Origin of the sequence: Streptomyces sp. NBC_00075 (assembly GCF_045041225.1) — a bacterium.
Classification (GTDB): domain Bacteria; phylum Actinomycetota; class Actinomycetes; order Streptomycetales; family Streptomycetaceae; genus Streptomyces; species Streptomyces adonidis.
On record NZ_CP108243.1, the window covers coordinates 1785198 to 1804900 of the forward strand.

14 protein-coding genes and 1 pseudogene are annotated in these 19703 nt (G+C 71.4%); 6 read left to right on the forward strand and 9 right to left on the reverse strand.

What is annotated here, in order from left to right:
• Positions 1-24: 24 nt before the first annotated feature.
• The 5 genes from OG787_RS07675 to OG787_RS07695 form a co-directional block, all read right to left on the reverse strand.
• A complete protein-coding gene (locus OG787_RS07675; RefSeq protein ID WP_405540444.1) occupies positions 25-2112 on the reverse strand; it encodes an SWIM zinc finger family protein in 2088 nt (695 codons plus the stop codon).
• 581 nt (positions 2113-2693) lie between these two features.
• On the reverse strand, positions 2694-5534 hold the full coding sequence (locus OG787_RS07680) for a DEAD/DEAH box helicase (RefSeq protein ID WP_405534647.1): 2841 nt from the start codon (positions 5532-5534) through the stop codon (positions 2694-2696).
• 115 nt (positions 5535-5649) lie between these two features.
• Positions 5650-6252 (reverse strand): sugar kinase, encoded by a 603-nt coding sequence (locus OG787_RS07685; RefSeq protein ID WP_369031361.1) that lies wholly within the window; start codon positions 6250-6252, stop codon positions 5650-5652.
• Complete coding sequence (locus OG787_RS07690; RefSeq protein WP_369031362.1) at positions 6249-7436, reverse strand: ROK family glucokinase; 1188 nt, start codon at positions 7434-7436, stop codon at positions 6249-6251. The genes OG787_RS07685 and OG787_RS07690 overlap by 4 nt, the downstream gene beginning before the upstream one ends.
• A gap of 153 nt (positions 7437-7589) precedes the next feature.
• Positions 7590-8339, reverse strand: coding sequence for a GntR family transcriptional regulator (locus OG787_RS07695; RefSeq protein ID WP_369031383.1), 750 nt, complete (start codon positions 8337-8339; stop codon positions 7590-7592).
• 118 nt (positions 8340-8457) lie between these two features.
• Here OG787_RS07695 and OG787_RS07700 point away from each other — a divergent pair, with 118 nt between their 5' ends.
• Positions 8458-9471: a Gfo/Idh/MocA family oxidoreductase gene (locus OG787_RS07700; RefSeq protein ID WP_369031363.1), complete on the forward strand. Its 1014-nt coding sequence runs from the start codon at positions 8458-8460 to the stop codon at positions 9469-9471.
• A 331-nt stretch (positions 9472-9802) separates the two neighbouring features.
• Here the strand turns inward: OG787_RS07700 and OG787_RS07705 are convergent, their stop codons facing one another.
• A complete protein-coding gene (locus tag OG787_RS07705) occupies positions 9803-10993 on the reverse strand; it encodes a cytochrome P450 (RefSeq protein WP_369031364.1) in 1191 nt (396 codons plus the stop codon).
• Positions 10994-11081: 88 nt separating this feature from the next.
• On the reverse strand, positions 11082-11762 hold the full coding sequence (locus tag OG787_RS07710) for a response regulator (RefSeq protein ID WP_405534648.1): 681 nt from the start codon (positions 11760-11762) through the stop codon (positions 11082-11084).
• A 96-nt stretch (positions 11763-11858) separates the two neighbouring features.
• Here OG787_RS07710 and OG787_RS07715 point away from each other — a divergent pair, with 96 nt between their 5' ends.
• On the forward strand, positions 11859-12893 hold the full coding sequence (locus OG787_RS07715; protein ID WP_405534649.1) for an aldo/keto reductase: 1035 nt from the start codon (positions 11859-11861) through the stop codon (positions 12891-12893).
• A 46-nt stretch (positions 12894-12939) separates the two neighbouring features.
• Here the strand turns inward: OG787_RS07715 and OG787_RS07720 are convergent, their stop codons facing one another.
• A complete protein-coding gene (locus OG787_RS07720; RefSeq protein ID WP_369031367.1) occupies positions 12940-14307 on the reverse strand; it encodes a histidine kinase in 1368 nt (455 codons plus the stop codon).
• Positions 14308-14485: 178 nt separating this feature from the next.
• Here OG787_RS07720 and OG787_RS07725 point away from each other — a divergent pair, with 178 nt between their 5' ends.
• From OG787_RS07725 to OG787_RS07735, 3 genes and pseudogenes are all read left to right on the forward strand, one after another.
• Complete coding sequence (locus tag OG787_RS07725; protein ID WP_405540445.1) at positions 14486-14686, forward strand: hypothetical protein; 201 nt, start codon at positions 14486-14488, stop codon at positions 14684-14686.
• Between the two features lie 147 nt (positions 14687-14833).
• Positions 14834-16210 carry an IS1380 family transposase gene (locus tag OG787_RS07730; RefSeq protein ID WP_405534056.1) on the forward strand — a complete coding sequence of 459 codons (1377 nt, stop codon included), beginning with the start codon at positions 14834-14836 and terminating at the stop codon, positions 16208-16210.
• Between the two features lie 252 nt (positions 16211-16462).
• Positions 16463-16731: pseudogene (locus OG787_RS07735) on the forward strand (ribonuclease domain-containing protein); the annotation flags it as partial.
• Positions 16732-17541: 810 nt separating this feature from the next.
• On the opposite strand, the gene OG787_RS07740 reads toward OG787_RS07735, so the two are convergent.
• Complete coding sequence (locus tag OG787_RS07740; protein ID WP_405534650.1) at positions 17542-18459, reverse strand: NADP-dependent oxidoreductase; 918 nt, start codon at positions 18457-18459, stop codon at positions 17542-17544.
• Between the two features lie 422 nt (positions 18460-18881).
• Here OG787_RS07740 and OG787_RS07745 point away from each other — a divergent pair.
• Positions 18882-19699 (forward strand): IS5 family transposase gene (locus tag OG787_RS07745; protein WP_405534651.1). Its coding sequence is split into 2 segments (ribosomal slippage): positions 18882-19224 and positions 19224-19699, totalling 819 coding nucleotides; the frame shifts between segments, so codons are not numbered across the junction.
• Positions 19700-19703 lie beyond the last annotated feature (4 nt).

A 19703-nucleotide genomic window follows, 5' to 3' on the forward strand; every position in this document is an offset into this window, starting at 1 on the left:
TCGGGATACGTTTTCTATCCGTTTCTATCCGTCTTTCTGCCTCTCGTCGCCAGGGTTGCCGAGGCCGGTGAGGGCGCCGACCGGGTCCAGGTCGGGGGTGCCTCGGGGCCACCAGTCGTCGTGGCCCGGTTCGGACTCGTACGCGTACCAGAGGCCGTCGCGGCCCAGGCGGAGCTGTATGTGACCGCGCGGGTGGGTGAGGTGGTTGCGCCAGGGCCTGAAGGCGGGGAGGTCGGCGGCGCGGAGGAGGGGCCGGGCGCGGTCGAAGCGCCCCGCCGGCGGGTCCCACACCTCCTCGAGGACCTCCAGTCCGTCGAGCCCGCCCTGCCGCCAGGCGGCCACCGCGCGCGCCAGGTCGGCCGGGGTGCGGCCGGCGGCTCTGGCGAGCGAGGAGTAGAGGGCGCGGGTGCCCGCGGTGAGGCCGGAGCCGGGGCGGGCGGCGGCGAGCCGTACGGCGTCCTGCCACAGGGTCAGCTCTCCGACCGGGTCGTGGCCCGCGGTGAGCAGCGTGTGGGCGCGGGCGGCGGCGTCCGTCGCCAGCTGGTCCAGCGCGAAGGGGTCTGGGCCGCCCGGGGCCGCCGGGTAGGCCGGGGGCGGCTCGGGGTGCGGGCGGGGAGGCAGCGGGGCCGGGAGCGGCGGGAGGGTGCGCGGGGTGAGCGCGCCGGAGGCCCGGACCCCGGGGAAGGCCGCCGTCTGCTGCTCCTGAGCGGCTCGGGCGGCACGGGCCGCGTTACGCCGGGACAGCTCGTCCAGCACTTCCCGTTCGCCCCGGCCCCGCAGGAGGAGCAGGACGAAGGGGTCGGCGTCGAGGAGGCGGGCGGTCTGGTAGCAGAGGGCGGCGGCGTGCTTGCAGGGGTGTCCGGAGTCGGGGCAGCTGCACCGGGGTTCGAGGTCGCCGGGGCCGGGCAGCAGCGGGGCCCCGCAGTCCGCGAGGGACTGGGGCAGCTCCTTGTCGAGCAGCGCGGCGATGTGCCCGGGCCGCTCCACGGCGGCGTCCAGGAACCGCTCCCACTCCTGGCCGCCGAGGGTGCGCAGCCGCACCTGTACGCGGTACGGCCGGGGCCGGGAGCCCTGTACGTAGGCGAGTACGAGCCCCGGTGTCACGGTGATGGCATCGACGTGCCCCTTCTCGGCATACCCGCGCCCCCGCACCAGCCGGGCGACATCCAAGGCACCCTCCTCCAGGGCGGTCACCCAGGCGTTCCCCCACCAGCTCTCCGCGAAGCCTGCGCCCTCGGACGCGTCCCGGTTCCCCGGGGCTCGCAGGGCGGGGAAGGTGCGGCGCAGCTCACCGTCACGGCCGGGGGCGGCCATGGAGGAGGGCACGGAGGCGGCCCGTGAGGTGTCGTTGTCACTGTCGCTGTCGCGGGGATCGGCGAGGGGCGGCGGTGCCTGTCGGGCCCCGGTGGTGGACCGGAGGGACGTGACTACCGTCTCTTCGTCGGCCTCGACACCAGGATTGTCGTCCCCCGAGGCCGGTGAGGCGACGGCACGCAGAACCTCTCCCACGGTCACCGGTGGCGAAGGGTCGTCCGTGCGCGGCTCGGCGTCAGGAGCCCTGAGGTCCCGCACCGAAGCCGCCGGGGACTCGCCGGTGGGCAACTCGAAGGAACCGGCGAGCAGTTCCCGCACGTCCCGCGCCCGGTCCCCGGGACTCCGGTCCTGCGGGTCCCGCGCACGCAGCGGCCGAACGGGCCGCCGCGCGGCCTGAGCTGCCGCCGCCTCCGCGTCGAGCCGGGCCCGCAGAGCCTCACCGCGCGCGGCACGCAGCGCCTCACGGGCGACGTCTCCGGGGCGTCCGACCTTGCGGTCGCCCGCGTCGGTACGGGCCTGCGGGGCATCGGAGACGTCCGGGGCGACGTCGGGTACGTCCGGATCCTCCGGGCCCGGCCCTGGCGAGGCACCTGACGAGCGCTCACCCCCGGCCGATGTTGCCGCGCCCCGCAGCCCCCCACGAGTCACGTCACCAGAACTCCCACCCCAACGGCCTCCCGCATCAGCACGAGCCTGCCGGACATCCGAGACACCCGCAGCACCCTCGGAAACGTCCGGGGCCTTCGCACCCTGCGCGGCCGAGGCGCCTGACGGACGCTCGCCCCTGGCCAGTGCCATCGCGTCCCGCAGCGCCGCACGAGCCGCGTCCCCCGGCCGTCCCTCGGGCCCCGCGGCGCGCAAAGCTGCTCGGGCGGCATCCCCGGGACGTCCGCCCTTGTGGTCTCCCGCGTCGCTACGAGCCTGCGCGACATCCGGAGCCTCCGGCCCAGGCCCTGCCAAAGGGCCTGCCGGGCACTCACCCTCGGCCGGTGTCGTCGCGTCCCGCAGGGCCGCGTCCCCCGGCCATGTCTCGGACCCTGCGGCCTCCGCGGGCCTCCCGCGCTGCCCAGGCTTCTCGGGTTCCGCGAGCTTCCCGGCCGCCGCCGCGCGTGCCGCGCCCCACGCGGACTCCGTCCCCGGCACTGCGCCCTGTGTCGCAGACGTCGTCGTCTGGGCAGCGCGCTCCCGGGCGGCTCGCAGGGCCCTGCGAGCGGCGTCGGCCGGTCGGTCCTGGCCGGGATCATCGGGCAGGGGGCGTTCGCCCGGAATCGGCTCGTCGGCCGGTCGGTCCTGCCCGGGCGCGTCCGGCAGGGGGCGCTCGGCCCGCACCGGCTCCTCCCCCGCCGGGCCACGCCCGTTCTCGTGTTCCTCCGTCGGCATCACACCGTCCTCCGCAGTGAGACCAGGTCGGACAGTGCGCGGTCCGTCAGTTCCGTGAGGGAGGACTCGCCGGAGGTGAGGATCGCGTCGGCCAGGGCTCGCTTGGATTCGAGCATCTCCGCGATGCGGTCCTCGACCGTGCCCTCGGTGATCAGGCGGTGCACCTGGACGGGCTGGGTCTGGCCGATGCGGTAGGCGCGGTCCGTGGCCTGTTCCTCGACCGCCGGGTTCCACCAGCGGTCGAAGTGGATGACATGGCCCGCGCGTGTCAGGTTCAGGCCCGTGCCCGCCGCCTTCAGGGAGAGGATCAGGATCGGGGTCGCGCCGGCCTGGAAGCGGTCCACCATGCGTTCCCGTTCGGGGACCGGGGTGCCGCCGTGGAGCAGTTCCGCCGGAACCGCGCGGGCCGCGAGGTGGGACGTGATCAGGCGGGCCATCCCCACGTACTGCGTGAACACGAGGGCCGAGCCGTCCTCGGCCAGCAGGGTGTCCAACAGCTCGTCCAGCAGGGTGAGTTTGCCGGAGCGGGCCGCCATACGGTCGCTCGCGGCGGGCGTCGGCGCCTCCTCCTTGAGGTACAGCGCGGGGTGGTCGCAGATCTGCTTCAGGGAGGTCAGCAGCTTCAGGACCAGGCCACGGCGCGCGATGCCGTCCGTCGTCTCGATGGCGAGCATCGACTCGCGCACCACCGCCTCGTACAGCGCGGCCTGTTCGCGGGTCAGGGGGACCGGGTGGTCGGTCTCCGTCTTCGGCGGGAGTTCCGGGACGATGCCCGGGTCGGACTTCTTGCGGCGCAGCAGGAACGGGCGGACCAGACGGGCGAGTCGGGCGATTGCCTCCTCGTCCTCGCCTGTCTCCACCGCGCGCGCATGCCTGGCCCGGAAGGACTTCAGGGGGCCCAGGAGGCCGGGGGTGGTCCAGTCGAGCAGGGCCCAGAGTTCGGAGAGGTTGTTCTCGACGGGGGTGCCGGTGAGGGCCACGCGCGCGGGGGTCGGGATCGTGCGCAGCGCCTTCGCGGTCGCCGAGTACGGGTTCTTGACGTGCTGTGCCTCGTCCGCGACGACCATCCCCCACGGCTGCTCGGCCAGCCTGGGCGCCGTCGACCGCATGGTGCCGTACGTCGTGAGGACGAAGCCGCCCCCCATGTCCTCCAGGGTGCGGTCGGGGCCGTGGTAGCGGCGGACGGGGACGCCGGGCGCGAACTTGGTGATCTCGCGCTGCCAGTTGCCCAGCAGGGAGGCCGGGCAGACCACCAGCGTCGGCTCGCTGCGGGCCCGCCGCAGATGGAGGGCGATGACGGTGATCGTCTTGCCGAGCCCCATGTCGTCGGCGAGGCAGCCGCCGAGGCCGAGGGAGGTCATGAGGTCCAGCCAGGACAGTCCCCGGAGTTGGTAGTCGCGGAGGGTGGCTTTCAGTCCCGGGGGTGGTTCCACGGGGGTGATGCCCGCCGTGAGGCGGTCGCGCAGCGTCGCCAGCGCGCCGACCGGGACCGCCTCGACGGTCTCGCCGTCGACCTCCACCTCGCCGGAGAGTGCGGCCGAGAGCGCGTCGACCGGGTCGAGCAGGCCCAGTTCGCGCTTGCGTGCCTTGCGGACGAGGGCCGGGTCCACCAGGACCCACTGGTCCTTGAGGCGTACGACGGGACGGTGGGCCTCGGCCAGCAGGTCCATCTCGGCCTCGGTGAGCGGGTCTCCGCCGAGCGCCAACTGCCAGCGGAACTGGAGGAGTTCCGCGCTCTCGAAGAAGCCGGTGCCGTCCTTCGCGGAGCCGGGCGCCGGACGGACGACCGCCTGGGCGGTCAGGTCCTGGGCGAGGTCCCGGGGCCAGTGCACGGCGACTCCGGCGGCGGCGAGCCGGGTCGCGGCCACCCCGAGCAGGTCGTACAGCTCCTCCTCGGAGAGTGCCAGTACGGCGGGCGCGTCCTGCTCGGTGAGGCGGTCGAGCGGGGGCCACACGCGGGCCGCGCGACGGACCGCCAAAGCGGCGTCCACGCGGGCGCGTGCCCCGAAGGCCGCGTCCGCGGTGCCCGCCCACAGGGTCGCCGCGTCGGTGACCAGGGTGGGGTCGGCGAGGCTGTGCACCTGGACGATCGCCGCGCCCGCGCTGCGCACCCGGTCGGGGTCGTCGAACAGTTCGTACGCCGACAGGTCGAGGCGGAGCGAGATCCGCACGCCCGCGTCCATGCCCGCGGCGACCTCCGCAGCCCAGTCGTGGGCGTCCGGCAGCCGCTGTGCCGCGCGCGCGGCGAAGGGCAGCCCCGCCGCGTACGGAGCCGCCGGGGTGCGCGGGAGGGTGTCCGCGACGGCGTCCAGGAAGGCGCGTACGAGCGCCTCCGGCTCGGGCAGTTGCAGGGCGCCCGCGCCGGGGAGGGGCACCGCGTGGCCCTCGTACGGCAGCGCTGCGGCGATGGCCCTGAGGTGGGCGATGTCGTCGGGGTCCAGCGGGCCCGCGCGCCAGGCGTCGCGGCCGGCGGGGGTGAGACCGGGCAGCAGTCTGCCGCGGGCGGTGAGCCGCAGGGCGTGCAGCGCGGCGGCGCCCCAGCAGGCCGTGGCGGGATGGGCGGCGGGGTCGCGGCGGGCCCGGACAAGCAGCGGCAGGGCCGCGTCGACGGGCAGCGTCAGCGCGGGGGTGGTCCGGCGGCGGACTCCGGCGCCGTGTCGTCGTACGACCGTCAGTTCCGTGAGCCGGTCGTGGCCGTCGCTCTGCCCGGGGAGGGAGACGTCCCCCTCCGGGTCCCAGAAGGCGATGCGGCCCTCGCGCGGGAGCGGGGCCGGGAGGAAGACGGCCGCGAGGCGCACGGACACGTCCGCCACCGCTGTCGCCGATGCCTCTTCGCTCATGCCTACGTCGCCTCCCGCCCCTCGTGTCGTGTCCGTCGAGTCGGACGTCTTCGACTGTACGGGCGGGGTCTGACAATCGGTCCCGGCGACGGGCCGGAGCCGGTCGCCCGGCCCGTCAGGGGGTGGTGCGCGAGACGACGTACACCATGTAGTGGTTGGGGTGCGACCACTTCACGACGATGTGCTGGGTGGGTGCCGGGTTCTTCTGCTGGTGGGCGATACCCCACCAGGGGCCCGGCTCCTTGAACTCCCAGCCGACGATCTTCTGGTCGCGGGCGCTGATGGTGAACTTGTCCTTCTTCAGGCTGGTGCGGGGCACGCCCATGGCCTTGAAGAAGTAGTCCAGTCCCGCGTTGGTGGTCATGAACTGGACGTACAGACGGCTGGTGCGCCAGTTGTTCGTCTCGTAGTACGCGACCTTCGTCGACAGGATGCCCTCGCCGTCGGCCTGGCGCGGGACGGGTACCTCGTAGATGTGGCGCTGGACCTTCGAGGGCCAGGCCTCGGTGAGGCCGCGCGCCGCCCACTTGCGTTCCTTGTCCTTGCCGCTGTCGCGGCTCTGGTTGGCGGAGATCACCAGATAGCCGGCCGGGACACCGATGAGCAGCACGATGATCAGCAGGGTCAGGGCGCGGCGGCGGATCATGTGGCCGCGGTCCTCGGGGGGCCCGGGCGGCTCGTGCGGGACCATGGCCTGGCGGGGCAGGGAGGCGGTCACAGCGGCCCCTGGGAGGTGCGGCGGGTCTCGGCGTACTTCTCGTAGCGTTCGTACCGCTCGACGCGCCGTCGGTTCGCTCGCCGGAAGCGGCGGGCGACCAGACGGGCGAGGTCGGCGGCGCCCACCATGCCGGCCTCGGGGCCGAGCTGGGCGCGGGCGATACGGGCCTCGGGGCGGTAGCCGCGGCCGGTCAGCTGGCGTCGGAAGGCGTCCCGCGCGGGGCCGATCAGCAGGTCGTCGGCCGCGGAGACACCGCCGCCGATCACGAAGCAGGAGGGGTCCAGGGCGGCGGCCAGGTTGGCGATGCCGACGCCGAGCCACTGGCCGATGTCCTGGAGCAGTTCGATGCACATCGCGTCGCCCTCACGGGCCAGCTCGGTGATCATCGGCCCGGTGATCTCGGCGATGTTCCCCTTGACGTGCTCGATGATCCCGTAGGCCACCGGGGAGTCGGCAGCCGCGAGTTCACGCGCCTCCCGGACGAGCGCGTTGCCGGAGCTGTACTGCTCCCAGCAGCCACGGTTGCCGCACGGGCAGCGGTGCCCGCCGGGGACCACCTGCATATGGCCGAACTCGCCGGCGACACCGAACTTGCCGCGCTTGACCTGGCCGTCCTCCAGGATCGCGCCGCCGATGCCGGTACCGAGCGTGATCATGACGAGGTGGTCCTCGTCGCGCCCCGCGCCGAAGCGCCACTCCGCCCAGGCGGCGGCGTTGGCGTCGTTGTCCACCAGGACGGGGACGGCGAGGCGGCTGGAGATGCGGTCCCTGAGAGGCTCGTTGCGCCACGACAGGTGGGGCGCGAACAGGATCCGGTTGCGGTCGGCGTCGACCCAGCCGGCCGCGCCGATGCCGACCGCGTGCACGTCGTGCCGGTCGGACAGGTCCAGGACCAGCTCGACGATGGTGTCCTCGACGACCTTGGGGCTCTTGGACTTGTCCGGCGTCTCGGTGCGGAGCTTCTCCAGGATGTTGCCGTCGGCGTCGACCACTCCCGCCATCACCTTCGTGCCGCCGATGTCGATGCCGACGGTGGGCACGCGGGGGGCTGTGAGGTGGGAACGGCGCTCGCGCGTGCCGACGGTACGCAGTGCGGGCGCCCTGCGGGAGCCGATCGGGGCGCTGCCCTCTCGGCCGGAGCTGGAGAGTGCCCTGGGGAGTGCGAGGTCGCGGTAGCTGCTCATCGGGAGTGATTCTGCCTCACCGGCAAGGAGGGTGCCCTCGCGGGGAGCAATGGGGCGGTGCGGGTGTTTTGCCGGGTGCGGGTTTCGTCGTGGTTGCTCGCGCAGTTCCCCGCGCCCCTGAGGGAAGGGAGGGGCTGCGCCCGCTCCCTTCCCTCAGGGGCGTACCAGGAGCTGGAATTCGAACGAATATCGCGTGGGGCGGTAGGTGTGGGTGCCGAATTCGACCGCTCTGCCTGTGTCGTCGAAGGTCGTGCGCTGCATCGTGAGGAGGGGGGCACCTTCTCGCTCCGTGAGGCGTTCGGCCTCCTCGGCCGTCGCTCCGCGGGCGCCGATCGACTGGCGGGCGCTGTGGAGGGTGATTCCGGCGGCGCGCATCAGGCGGTAGAGGCCGGTGGCCTCCAGCTGGGCGGTGTTCAGGTCGAACAGGCCCGGCGGCAGGTAGTTGCAGAGGTACGCCATCGGCTCGCCGTGGGACAGCCGCAGCCGTTCCACGCGGTGTACGTCGCTGCCCTCGGCCACGTTGAGGGCAGCGGCGACCTCGGCGGAGGCCGGCACGACCGTGTTGACGAGGACCTTGGTCGCGGGGCGCTGACCTGCCGCCTCCAGGTCGTCGTACAGGCTGCTCAGTTCGAGCGGGCGTTTGACCTGGCTGTGCACGACCTGCGTGCCGACGCCTCGCCGGCGTACGAGGAGGCCCTTGTCCACCAGGGACTGGATGGCCTGGCGCACGGTGGGGCGGGACAGGCCGAGTCGTCCGGCCAGCTCTATCTCGTTGCCCAGCAGGCTGCCGGGGGTGAGCGCTCCGTGCTCGATCGCGGCTTCGAGCTGCTGGGACAGCTGGAAGTAGAGCGGCACCGGACTGCTCCGGTCCACGCTCAGCTCCAGCGGCGCTGTGGGATCCACATCTGGTTTCGGCACGGGCCGAGCGTAGCTGCGGGGATTGTTGACGGGAAGTTGTGTAGTTCGATTGTCCGGACATACGCATTGACAGCGCGCCTGGTCGGACCCCAGTTTGGTTCTCATGCGCATCGGAGTCATCGGGACGGGCCGCATCGGTACATTCCACGCGAACACCCTCAGCCGCCACCGCGAGGTAGGGGGCTCACTCATCGTCACGGACGCGGACAGCGGGCGGGCACAGGATCTTGCACATCGTTTAGGAGCCACGGCCGCACCGGGTGTCGACGAGATCTTCACCTGGGGCGTGGACGCCGTGGTGATCACCGCTGCCACCTCGGCCCACGCCGAACTGATCGGTCGGGCAGCACGCTCGGGTCTGCCGGTGTTCTGCGAGAAGCCCATAGCCCTCGATCTGCCCGCCACCCTGGCCGCGATCGCCGAGGTGGAGGCAGCCGGAACGATCCTTCAGATGGGCTTCCAGCGCCGGTTCGACATCGGCTACACGGGCGCCCGGGACATCGTGCGCTCCGGGAAACTCGGCCGTCTGCACACCGTCCGCATGATGACGTCGGACCAGACGCCGCCCCCGCCCGAGTACCTCCCGCTGTCCGGCGGGCTGTACCGGGACACCCTGATCCACGACTTCGACATCCTGCGCTGGGTGACGGGGCACGAGATCGTCGAGGTGTACGCGACCGGGTCGGACACCGGTCCCTCGATGTTCCGCGAGGCGGGCGACATCGGTACGGCGGCCGCCGTACTCACCCTGGACGACGGCACGCTCGCCACGGCGACGGCGACGCGCATGAACGGCGCGGGCTACGACGTCCGCATGGAGCTGGCCGGGGAGCTGGACCAGGTCGGCGTGGGCCTGGACGACCGTACGCCCATCGCGTCCACCGAACCGGCCGGACCACCGGCCGCGAGCAAGCCCTGGACCGGCTTCCTGGAGCGTTTCGGGCCCGCCTACGAGGCCGAGCTGTCGGCGTTCGTGGAGGTGGTGCGCGGCGAGCGCGCCAACCCCTGCGACGGCCGCGAGGCACTTCAGGCCCTGCGCGTCGCCGAGGCCTGCGAACTCTCCAGACAGGAGCACAGGCCCGTACACCTCGCGGAGATCCCGGGCGGGTGGGACTGAGCACGGGACCGACGGCCGAGGAGGGACGACGGCGGCGACTCCCCGGGGCGTTCCCGGGCCGGCCGGCCATCACCACACCGGGCGGGGCGGTTGCCTACGCGCGGGAGCGGACGACTGTCGGCGCGCGGGAGCAGACGACTGCCCGCGCGCGGAACAGGACGGCTACATGCGCGCGGAATCCGGACGGCTACGTGCGCGCCAGCCCGGACGGCTACGTGCGCACAAGCCCGGACGGTTACAGGCGCACATGCCCGAGCGGCAACCGGCGCACAGGACCGGAGGGCCGCCGGCACACCGCACCGGACGGACACCGGTGCTCGGGACCGGCCCGCTACCAGCGCACCGGCAGGCTCCGTACCCCGCGCATCAGCATCCCGGGCAGCCAGTCGCCGGGCGGGCCTGCCAGGGCCAGGGCGGGGGCGCGGTCCAACAGGGTGCCTATCGCCGTGCGTGCTTCGAGGCGGGCCAGTGGGGCGCCCAGGCAGTAGTGGAGGCCGTGGCCGAAGGCCATGTGGCCCCGGGTGTCGCGGTGGATGTCGAAGCGGTCCGGGGCCGGATAGCGGTCCCCGTCGCGGTCGGCCGCGGTGAGGCCGATCATCACCGCCTCGCCCTTCTCGACGGCTGTGCCGCCGATCTCCAGGGGTTCGGCGGCGAACCGGAACGTCGCGTTCTCCACCGGTCCTTCGTAGCGCAGCATCTCCTCCACCGCGCCGTCGAGGAGGGTCATGTCGGTGCGCAGTTCGGCCAGTTGGGCGGGGTGGGTGAGCAGGGCGTGGACGCCGCTGGTGATGAGGTTGACGGTCGTCTCGTGGCCCGCTATCAGCAGGATGAACGCCATGCCGCGCAGTTCCGCGGGGGACAGCCGGTCGCCGTCCTCGGCGGTCGTCCGGATCAGGTCGCTGAGCAGGTCGCCGCTCGGCCCGGCACACCGCTTGTCCTCGATCAGGTCGGTGAGATACGCGGCGAGCTGCACGAACGCATCGTGGTGGCTCTCCGCGTCGGTGGGCGCGACCGCCTCCGAGGACAGCTTCCGGAAGGCCGTACGGTCGATCTCGGGCACGCCGAGCAGCTCGCAGATCACCATGAGGGGCAGCGGATAGGCGAACGAGTCCACCAGGTCGGCCCGGCCGCCCGGGATCATCGCGTCGAGGAGTTCGTCGGTGATCTCCTGGATCCGCGGCTTCAGGGCCTCCACGCGGCGTGCGGTGAAGGCTCGGGTGACCAGCGCGCGCAGTCGGGTGTGCTGCGGCGGGTCCGCGACGAGAAGGTACTTGCCGATCAGCTCCTCGTCCAGGAACCGCATCCCGATCTTGTTCACGTCCTTGGCCAGCCGGGGGTCGGCGAGCGCCGCCCGCGCCTCCTCGTACCCGACGACGAGCCAGGTCTCGTGGTGCGCGTCGTGGCCCGGCAGCCGGACGCGGTGCACGGGGCCGCGGGCGCGCAGCCGTGCGTACACCGGATGCGGGTCAACCCTGAACCCGTCGCCGAACTCCCCCAGATCGAGCACGTCCGCTTCCCCCACGACGACCCTCCTGACAACCACCCTCGCGGCCGGTCCCGCAGCCGGGCCCGGCCGTCCCCGTTGCCATGAGAACGTGCGCCGCCACTGGCTAGTGCCCGTCGTGCCCGTTTTCTTCCAGGAGTCCGGCGTCGTACGTCAACAGGGCGATCTGTACTCGGTTGTTGAGGTCGAGCTTGGCGAGGATGCGGGAGACGTGCGTCTTGACTGTGGCGACGCTCATGAACAGGGCGGCGGCGATCTCGGCGTTCGAGCGGCCCTGGCCCACGGCGACCGCGACCTCGCGTTCCCGGTCGTTCAGGGCGCCGATCCGTTCCCGGGCGCCGGCCCGCCGGGTGTCGGCCGTGCCGCCCGCCGCGTGGGCCATCAGCTGGCGGGTCACGGCGGGCGACAGGACGGGGTCCCCGGCCGCGACACGGCGTACCGCGGCGAGGATCTCGGCGGGCGGGGTGTCCTTGAGGACGAAGCCGGCTGCGCCCGCACGCAGGGCGCGCAGTACCTGGTCGTCGGCGTGGAAGGTGGTCAGGACCACGACCTGCGGGGCGTCCTTGAGGGCGCGGAGGCGTTCGGTGGCGGCGAGACCGTCCACCGTCGGCATCCGGATGTCCATGAGCACGACGGCCGGGCCGGTGCGGCCGACGAGCGCCTCGACCTCGCAGCCGTCCGCGGCCTCGCCGACGATCTCGATGTCGTCGGCGCCGCCCATCATCAAGGACAGGCCTGCCCGCACCAGGGGGTCGTCGTCGACGAGGAGCAGTCTGATCACGGTCATGGCCCTACGAAATCACGGTTGTGCGGCGCCGGGTCGGACACGGACGGAGCACGGCTACATTGCCCGCCTGAACATCCGTCGAGTGAGGGGCCTTTCGTGCGTTACCGACTGCTGGGCCGGACCGGCCTGCGCGTCTCCGAACTCTTCCTGGGAGCCATGACCTTCGGTGAGCAGGGCGGGGTGGGCGCACCCAGGGAGGAGTGCGCACGCATCCTCGACGCGTACGAGGCCGCCGGCGGCAATGTCGTCGACACTGCGATCAACTACCGCGGCGGTGCCAGCGAGACGATCCTGGGCGAACTCCTCAGGGGGCGGCGCGACCGGCTCGTGCTGTCCACGAAGTACACGATCTCGCGCGACGGCGCCGATCCCAACGCCGCGGGCAACCACCGCAAGAACCTCACGCTGTCCCTGGAGACGAGCCTGCGCCGGCTCGGCACGGACTACGTCGACGTCTACTGGGTGCACATCTGGGACCGCGCCACGCCCGTCGAGGAGACCATGCGTGCCCTCGACGACGCCGTGCGCTCGGGGAAGGTGCTGTACGTCGGCATCTCGGACGCCCCGGCCTGGGTCGTGGCCCGGGCCAACACCCTGGCGGAGTGGCGGGGTTGGTCCCAGTTCGCCGCGCTCCAGGTGCCGTACAGCCTGCTGAACCGGGACATCGAGCGTGAACTGCTGCCGATGGCCGAGGCGTTCGGGATGTCGGTGGCGGCCTGGAGTCCGCTGCACAATGGCATTCTGTCCGGCAAGTACACCCGCGCGCGGGGCATCGCCCCCGACGAGTCGGTACGGCTGTCCGCGGACGCGATCGGCGAGCACGAGCACACGGTGGCGCGGGCCGTGCAGTCGGCGGCGGACGAACTCGGCGCGTCCCCGGCGCAGGTGGCCATCGCGTGGACCATGGCGCACTCCCCCGCCGTGCACCCGATCGTGGGCGCGCGCCGGGTCGAGCAGCTCATGGACAACCTCGGCGCGGCCGAACTGACGCTCCCCGAGGACCTGGTGGTCAAACTGGACGAGACGACCGGATTCCAGCCGGGTTTCCCGACCGAGTTCATCGAGGAGACCTCGGGCTGGGTGTACGGGGAGGCGGGGCATCGGGTGGTACCGCGTACGGCGCGCGGCTGAAAGCGCCCTCTTCTTTAAAGAGGTCCCGCACTGAAGGGGTTCCGCTTCACAGAGGTCCGCCCCAGGGCAGCCAGGCTCGTACGGCGAACCCCACGCGCGTGTGCCCGTGTCCGCCCTCTCCCCCGTCCGCCTCCGTGCCGTGCTCCAGCTGTCCGCCCGCCAGCGCCGCGCGCTCGGTCAGGCCGATGAGGCCCTGCCCGGAGCCGGGGACGTGCGGGATGTCTCCCGGGGGCGCGGGATTGCGTACGGAGACGGTCAGGCCGTCGCCCGGGGCGCCCGCGAGGGACACCGTGACCTCGGCGCCCGGGGCGTGCTTGCGGGCGTTCGTGAGGCCCTCCTGGACGATCCGGTAGGCGGTGCGGCCGATGGAGGCGGGAACGGCCGCCGGTGCCGTCACACGGCTGTCCAGCACGATCTTCATGCCGGCCTCGCGGGATTCGGTCACCAGGGTGTCGAGCGCGGCCAGGGTCGGCTGTGGGCGCCCCGCCTCCTCCGCGTCGCCGGCCCGCAGGACCCCGATGATCTCCCGCAGGTCCTGGAGTGCCTCGTGGGCGCTCTCCCGGATGACCCCGGCCGCCCGCGCGACCTCCTCGCGGGGTGCGTCGGGCCGGAACTCCAGGGCGCCGGCGTGGACGCTCAGCAGGGTGAGCCGATGGGCGAGTACGTCGTGCATCTCGCGCGCGATGGCCTCGCGGGCGAGCCGCTGCGCCTGTTCGGCCCGCAGCGCCGCCTCCGTCTCGGCCCGTCGCAGCCGGTCCCGCAGGCTGAGCATGAGCTGCCGCTTGGACCGTACGAACATGCCCCAGCCGACCGCGGTCGCGGTCAGCAGCACACTGAGGATCACCGAGACGACGTACGGCAGGTCCGGGTCGGGGCGCAGCCAGTAGAAGAACGGGATCACGGCGACGGAGGCGGCGGCGACCAGGCCGACGTACCGGAAGGGCCGGTGCACGGCGAGGGAGAAGAGGGCGACGAGGCCGGCGCCGCCCGCCGTGCTCGACACGAGGCTGACCGCGAGCATCGCGACGGCGAGGCCGAGCGGCCAGCGGCGCCGCAGCCAGACGGCGGCGCAGGCGAGGGCGCCGAGCCACTGGTCGACGAGAGCGAGGGCGTGGGGGGTGTTCGGGTCGTCGGCCAGGGCGTCCGCGCCCAGCACTCCGATGACGACGGCCAGCAGGAAGCAGGTGAAGTCGACGACCCAGTCGCGTGCGGTGCGCCGGGGCCGTGCGGACATGCCAAGGCGGCCAAGCCGTCCGAACCGTCCGGCCCGCTCGTGTTCGGAGCCGGGGCCAGGGACTGAACCGGGGTCGGGGGCGGGGTCCAGTCCGTCGAGCACGGCCGACGGGAAGAGCCACCGCCGCCCCGGGAACGCCGTAGGGGCCTCGGGAACGGATGTCGGCCTGTCACCACTCACAGTCGACAAATCTACGCACTTCTGGCCCGTGTCACCCCTGCCGAGTAGCGATGGTCGACCAAAGTCGCGCCGCCGCAGACTTTCGACGGTGCCTCCGGGAGCGACCGACGACTTCGGGACAGCAGACCTCGCCCTACGGCCGATGGAAGAGGGCGGTGCCCGGGGCGAGGATCCCGGCATGAAGCAGCTACTGGAGATCGTCGGTTTCCTCGCCCTGGTGCAGGGCGCCGCGGGTCTGCTGCACGAATTCACCGACGTGCACTGGGGCCTCGTACAGAAGATCGGTTTTCTCGACGGCTACGAGGTCTACGCGAGCGCGGCACTGCTCGTGCTGTCGTTCGCACTGTTCGCGGCCGCCGAGAGCCGGAAGCGGGGGTGACCGGGGTGGCCGATCCCGAAGTTAACCTCGCGCTTTCATGAAGCGGGCTGTCCGATAGGCGGTCAGGCAAGCAGAAAGTGCCTCTGACCAGCAAGAATGAGGATTGTCTAGGTCCTTGTTCCCGCTGAAACCAAAGGCACTTTCCAGGTGAAGAAGCCTATCGGGTCCTACCCCCGTGTCCGTATCCGGGAGGACGGCCGGGCCGTGGTCTCGCAGGCCGGTTCGGTCCTGCTGATCGAAACTGTCCGCAAGACCGGTCTTGACCAGGCCTTATCCGCAGCCCTGACCTTGTGGCGGAAGCCGCGGGCCGTCCACGACCCCGGCAAGATACTCGTGGACCTCGCACTGGCGGTCGCGCTGGGCGGGGACTGCCTCGCCGATATCACCCTGCTGCGGTCCGAGCCTGCCGTGTTCGGGCCGGTCGCCTCCGACCCTACGGTCTCCCGGCTGATCGACACCCTTGCCGCCTCGGGCGAGAAGGCGCTGACCGCCATCCGCGCCGCACGTTCCGAAGTCCGCCGACGCGTCTGGGAGTTGGCCGGCAACCGGGCTCCGGACACCGGCGGACAGGTGACCGTGGACCTGGACGGGGTCCTGGTCGTCGCGCACTCGGACAAGCAGGACGCGGCCCCGACCTGGAAGAAGTCCTACGGTCATCACCCGCTCATGGGGTTCGTCGACCACGGTCCGGGAGGGACCGGTGAACCCGTCGCCGCCCTGCTGAGACCCGGGAACGCGGGCTCGAACACGGCCGTCGACCACATCGCAGCCGCCCGCCTGGCCCTCGCTCAACTGCCCAAAAAGTACCGGCAAGGACGGCGGACGCTGATCCGCTGTGATTCTGCGGGCGGCACCCATGAGTTCGTGGCCTGGCTCGCCCAGCGCGGGCGTTGGCTGTCCTACTCGGTCGGCATGGTGATCACCGAGGCCATCCACCAGCACGTTCTTCAGATCCCCGCATCGGCCTGGACGCCCGCGGTCGAGCCGGACGGCGAGGTTCGTGACGGGGCCTGGGTCGCCGAACTCACCGGAGACCTGCTCGACGGCTGGCCGCAGGGCATTCGGTTGCTCGTCCGCAAGGAACGTCCCCACCCCGGAGCCCAGTTGCGGATCACGGATGCGGACGGCATGCGTCTCACGTGCTTCGCCACCAACACCGCCGACCGGCCGATCGCCGAACTCGAGCTCCGTCACCGGTTGCGGGCTCGCGCGGAGGACCGGATCCGAGCCGCCCGGGCCACCGGGCTCCGCAACCTTCCCCTGCACGACACCGCGCAGAATCAGGTCTGGCTGGAGACCGTCCAGATGGCGCTCGATCTGCTGGCCTGGATGCCCATGCTCGCCCTGACCGGCCAGGCGAGACTTTGGGAACCGCGTCGCTTGCGGTTCCGCCTGTTCTCCGCGGCCGGCCAGCTCGTCATCACCGGCCGGCGCCGCCTCCTCCGCCTTGCCCGCCACTGGCCCTGGACCCGCGAGATCACAGACGCCCTCGAACGGCTCGCACTCTTGCCGAACCCCGGCTGACCAGCAGCTTTCCCACCCCTACGAGCAGCATCACCCTCACCCGGAACAGTGGAAACCGGCGTCCACCCGAGACGACACCCGGGCCCCCGGCCTGCCCGGTCTCGGCCATCGACAACGAAATGGGCCGCCGACTTCGTCGACGGCCCATCAAGAAAGATCGAGGTTAACTTCCGGAAAACTCATCGGACTTAACGGGAAATTCTTCGGGGTTGTCATTGACATGCCACTGTCTATGCGCGTCGTCGTGAGGGCATGAGATTCCCCCCACGAATCACTCTCGCATCGGCGCCGCAGCCGCCGTTCTGTCCGCTCTCCTGGTGGGTGGCACCGTCACCGTCGGCACGGCCGGTGCCGCCACCACGGCAGTGGGCAGCATCTGCTACGACGATCTGCCGTCGCAGGCCTACACGACGCTCAACCTGATCGCGCAGGGCAGCCCCTACCCGTACTCGCAGGACGGCAGCGTCTTCCAGAACCGGGAGGGCGTCCTGCCCTCGCAGTCCACCGGTTACTACCACGAGTTGTAGTTCTTGGTCGAAGTGCAAGGGCATTTATGCAGGTCATGGCCATGATCCAGACCCGATTGGGGCGGTGGGGGTCGATTCGGGGTCGAGTTCGATTGCGGATTACTTGAGGAAACGGCAGTGCCCTGGAGGCTGGGGGTCTCATCCTGGGAACTGCTGACTGGGGCATCCGGAGTGGTGCCGTCTCGAACAGAACCCGGCGTACAGCCCGACTCGTCTGCCGCTACCTGCGGCTTTACCTTGGAAGGATCCCTCTGATCTGCGGCGGAGGCCCTTCCCGGTCTTTCGGGGCTTCCCGTGCTAGGCGGCGAAACGTCCCTGGCGCGGAGGGGTGGATGACGCCTCCGGGCTGGTTCGGGTCGATGGGAGAACGCTGTCGCTCTACCCCGCAGTTTGCAACTGCCGTCAGGCAGGAGGAGGTCTGCGGTGGAGTGTTCGTGGTCTGGGGCCGGTGCACTCGTGGTGCGTAGGTCTCGGGTTCGAATCCCGAAGGCGGCTCCGGTAAATCGGGCATGCGCGTTCTACGCATCGCAATGCGTAGGTCTTATGTTGGCGGGGCGTAGCCAGTAAGCGTTATGGGGCTGTGACCTGCTCTTATGTGCCACTCGGCGGGTCTGCTCCTGTCTGCCCGGTTCGACCTGGTGGCCAAATGTGCAGCGAGCGTGCGGAGGCATCCGTGTCAGCTGTCAGTGGCCAGTTGTGTTTCCCCGCCGGCGGCCACTTGACGGGGAGTCATCTGGCCGCCAACGGTGACACCGCGTTGATGTTCCGGGGTACCGGCTCGACGGTCGCCTCGGCCGGCCGGAGCTACGGACGGAGCACGATCTTGCCGTGGGTGTGCCCCCGTTCCAGTTCGCGGAACGCGTCTCGCACCCGCTCCAGCGGGTAGGTGCGGGCGATCGGCACCTCCAGCTCCCCGCGCGCGGCAAGCCGGGCCAGCTCGCCGAGCACGACCGCGCACGCCGCCGCACCTTCTCCGTAGGTTTGCGCCCCGACCCTGGCCGCGGCCTGCCAATCGCGGATCGTGTTGATCCGCTCGGGCCGCACACCCAACTCCACCGCCAGGTCCACGTAGCCGTCGCCGAACGTGTCGATGAACGCGTCGACGTTCCCGCCGGAAGCCTCCCGGATCCGTTCGGCCACGCCCTCCCCGTATGCGACCGGGACGACACCGCGCTCCTTCAACCAGGCATGGTTCCCCTCGCTCGCCAGCCCGATCACCGTGGCGCCGCGCCGCCGCGCGAGCTGCACGACAAGAGACCCGACGCCGCCCGCCGCACCGGACACCACGACCGTGTCCGCCGGCCCGGGATCCGCCGCGAACACGCAGGCGTACGCGGTCGTGCCGGCCACGTACAACGACCCGGCCACGTCCCAGGACAGCCCCTGCGGACGCGAGACCACGTCCACGTCGTCGACCACGACGAACTCCGCATGGCTCGCCCTGTCATGGGTGAAGCCCAAGACCTCATCGCCCACCGCGAAGCCGCGCACCTGCGGGCCGACCTCCACCACGACACCGGCCAGATCACTGCCCTGCCCGGAGGGGAACGTGGCCGGCCAGCGTCCGTGCCGCGCACCCTTGCGGATCATCACCTCGCCGGGCTGGATCCCGGCCGCGCGGACCTCGACCAGCACCTGTCCGGGGCCGGGCGTCGGCTGCTCCACCTCCTCCACCCGCAGCACATCGATCCCGCCGTACTCGTGGAACCGCACCGCCTTCATCGCGTGACCACCCCTTTCCCTCGCTCGGACAAGCCTTGGACGGCCACGCGCCGGATGCCACACATCGACCGTGCCATCGCATACAACGGCTCAGGGACGGGGTTGTCTTCCCAGGACTGCCGCCGACAGCGATGACGCCCGCGCCGACATCGGCCCCGCCGGGAAAGCACCCCTGGCCTGATCTGCACCGTGCAACCCGAGCACGCGGGACGTCGACGGAGAGTGACGGCACAAGTGGCCGTACGTGGGGAATTCTCAATGGCCGCCGACAGTCAGCCTTGTATTTGGTCGGAACGACCGCGTGAGGGTTGTGCGATCTCGACAATCAAGCCCGCGCAGATGTGCCTCTCCAGTGGACCTGGATGGGGTGGTGTGCCTTCTGAGACCGTGTCCTACGTGGTGAGGCGGACGTTGGTTTCGGTATGGGGCGGGGTACGTGGAGTTGGATTGTTCCGGACGGACTGTGGGGGATCGCGAAGCCGCTGATCCCGCCCTCGAGAGTGCGGCCGCAGGGCGGCGGAACGCAGGACACCCCTGATGAGACGCTGTTCGCGGCGATCATCTACGTCCTGGTCAGCGGCTGCGCCTGGCGCCAACTGCCGCCCTGTTTCGGCATATCGAAGTCGACGGCTCACCGTAGGTTCCTCATCTGGTCGAGAGCCGGTGTCTGGGGCCGCCTCCATGAGGCTGTGCTGCACCGGCTCGACGACGCCGGCCTCGTCGACGTCACCCGCGTCGTCCTCGACACCGCCCACGTCAGGGCTAAAAAGGGGGCGACCACACAGGTCCGAACCCCGTGGACCGGGGAAAGCCGGGTTCGAAGATGCACATCTTGTCGGACGCGAACGGACTGCCCCTTCTCGTCGGCGTCTCGGCCGGCAACACCCACGACAGCGAAGGGCTGAAGCCCATGATCGAGGGTCACCAAACGAGACACGACCCCCACCGCGGCCGCCACTTCAAGCCCCAGCGCCTGCACGCGGACAAAGCCTACGACCGCGCCGACCTGCGGAAATGGTTACGCGGCAAGCGCATCGGAGTTCGGATCGCACGCAAAGGAATCGAGTCCAGCGAACGATTGGGCCGCCGCCGCCGGGTGATCGAACGCGCCATGTCGCGGCTGTCCGGCTACCGCCGACTCAGCCCGCGCTACGAACGCAATCCCCGCAACTACCTCGCCTTTCTCGGCCTCGCCGCCGCCATCTGCTGCTACAAACGGCTTGTCCGCCTCACCACGTAGGACA

Excerpts from the sequence above, each read along its gene's own strand:
- OG787_RS07725 (WP_405540445.1), top strand. The coding sequence starts at position 14,486 with ATGAAGCAGCTACTGGAGATCGTCGGTTTCCTCGCCCTGGTGCAGGGC.
- OG787_RS07690 (WP_369031362.1), bottom strand. The coding sequence starts at position 7,436 with ATGAGCAGCTACCGCGACCTCGCACTCCCCAGGGCACTCTCCAGCTCC.
- OG787_RS07700 (WP_369031363.1), top strand. The coding sequence starts at position 8,458 with ATGCGCATCGGAGTCATCGGGACGGGCCGCATCGGTACATTCCACGCG.
- OG787_RS07680 (WP_405534647.1), bottom strand. The coding sequence starts at position 5,534 with ATGAGCGAAGAGGCATCGGCGACAGCGGTGGCGGACGTGTCCGTGCGC.
- OG787_RS07740 (WP_405534650.1), bottom strand. The coding sequence starts at position 18,459 with ATGAAGGCGGTGCGGTTCCACGAGTACGGCGGGATCGATGTGCTGCGG.
- OG787_RS07710 (WP_405534648.1), bottom strand. The coding sequence starts at position 11,762 with ATGACCGTGATCAGACTGCTCCTCGTCGACGACGACCCCCTGGTGCGG.
- OG787_RS07675 (WP_405540444.1), bottom strand. The coding sequence starts at position 2,112 with ATGGCACTGGCCAGGGGCGAGCGTCCGTCAGGCGCCTCGGCCGCGCAG.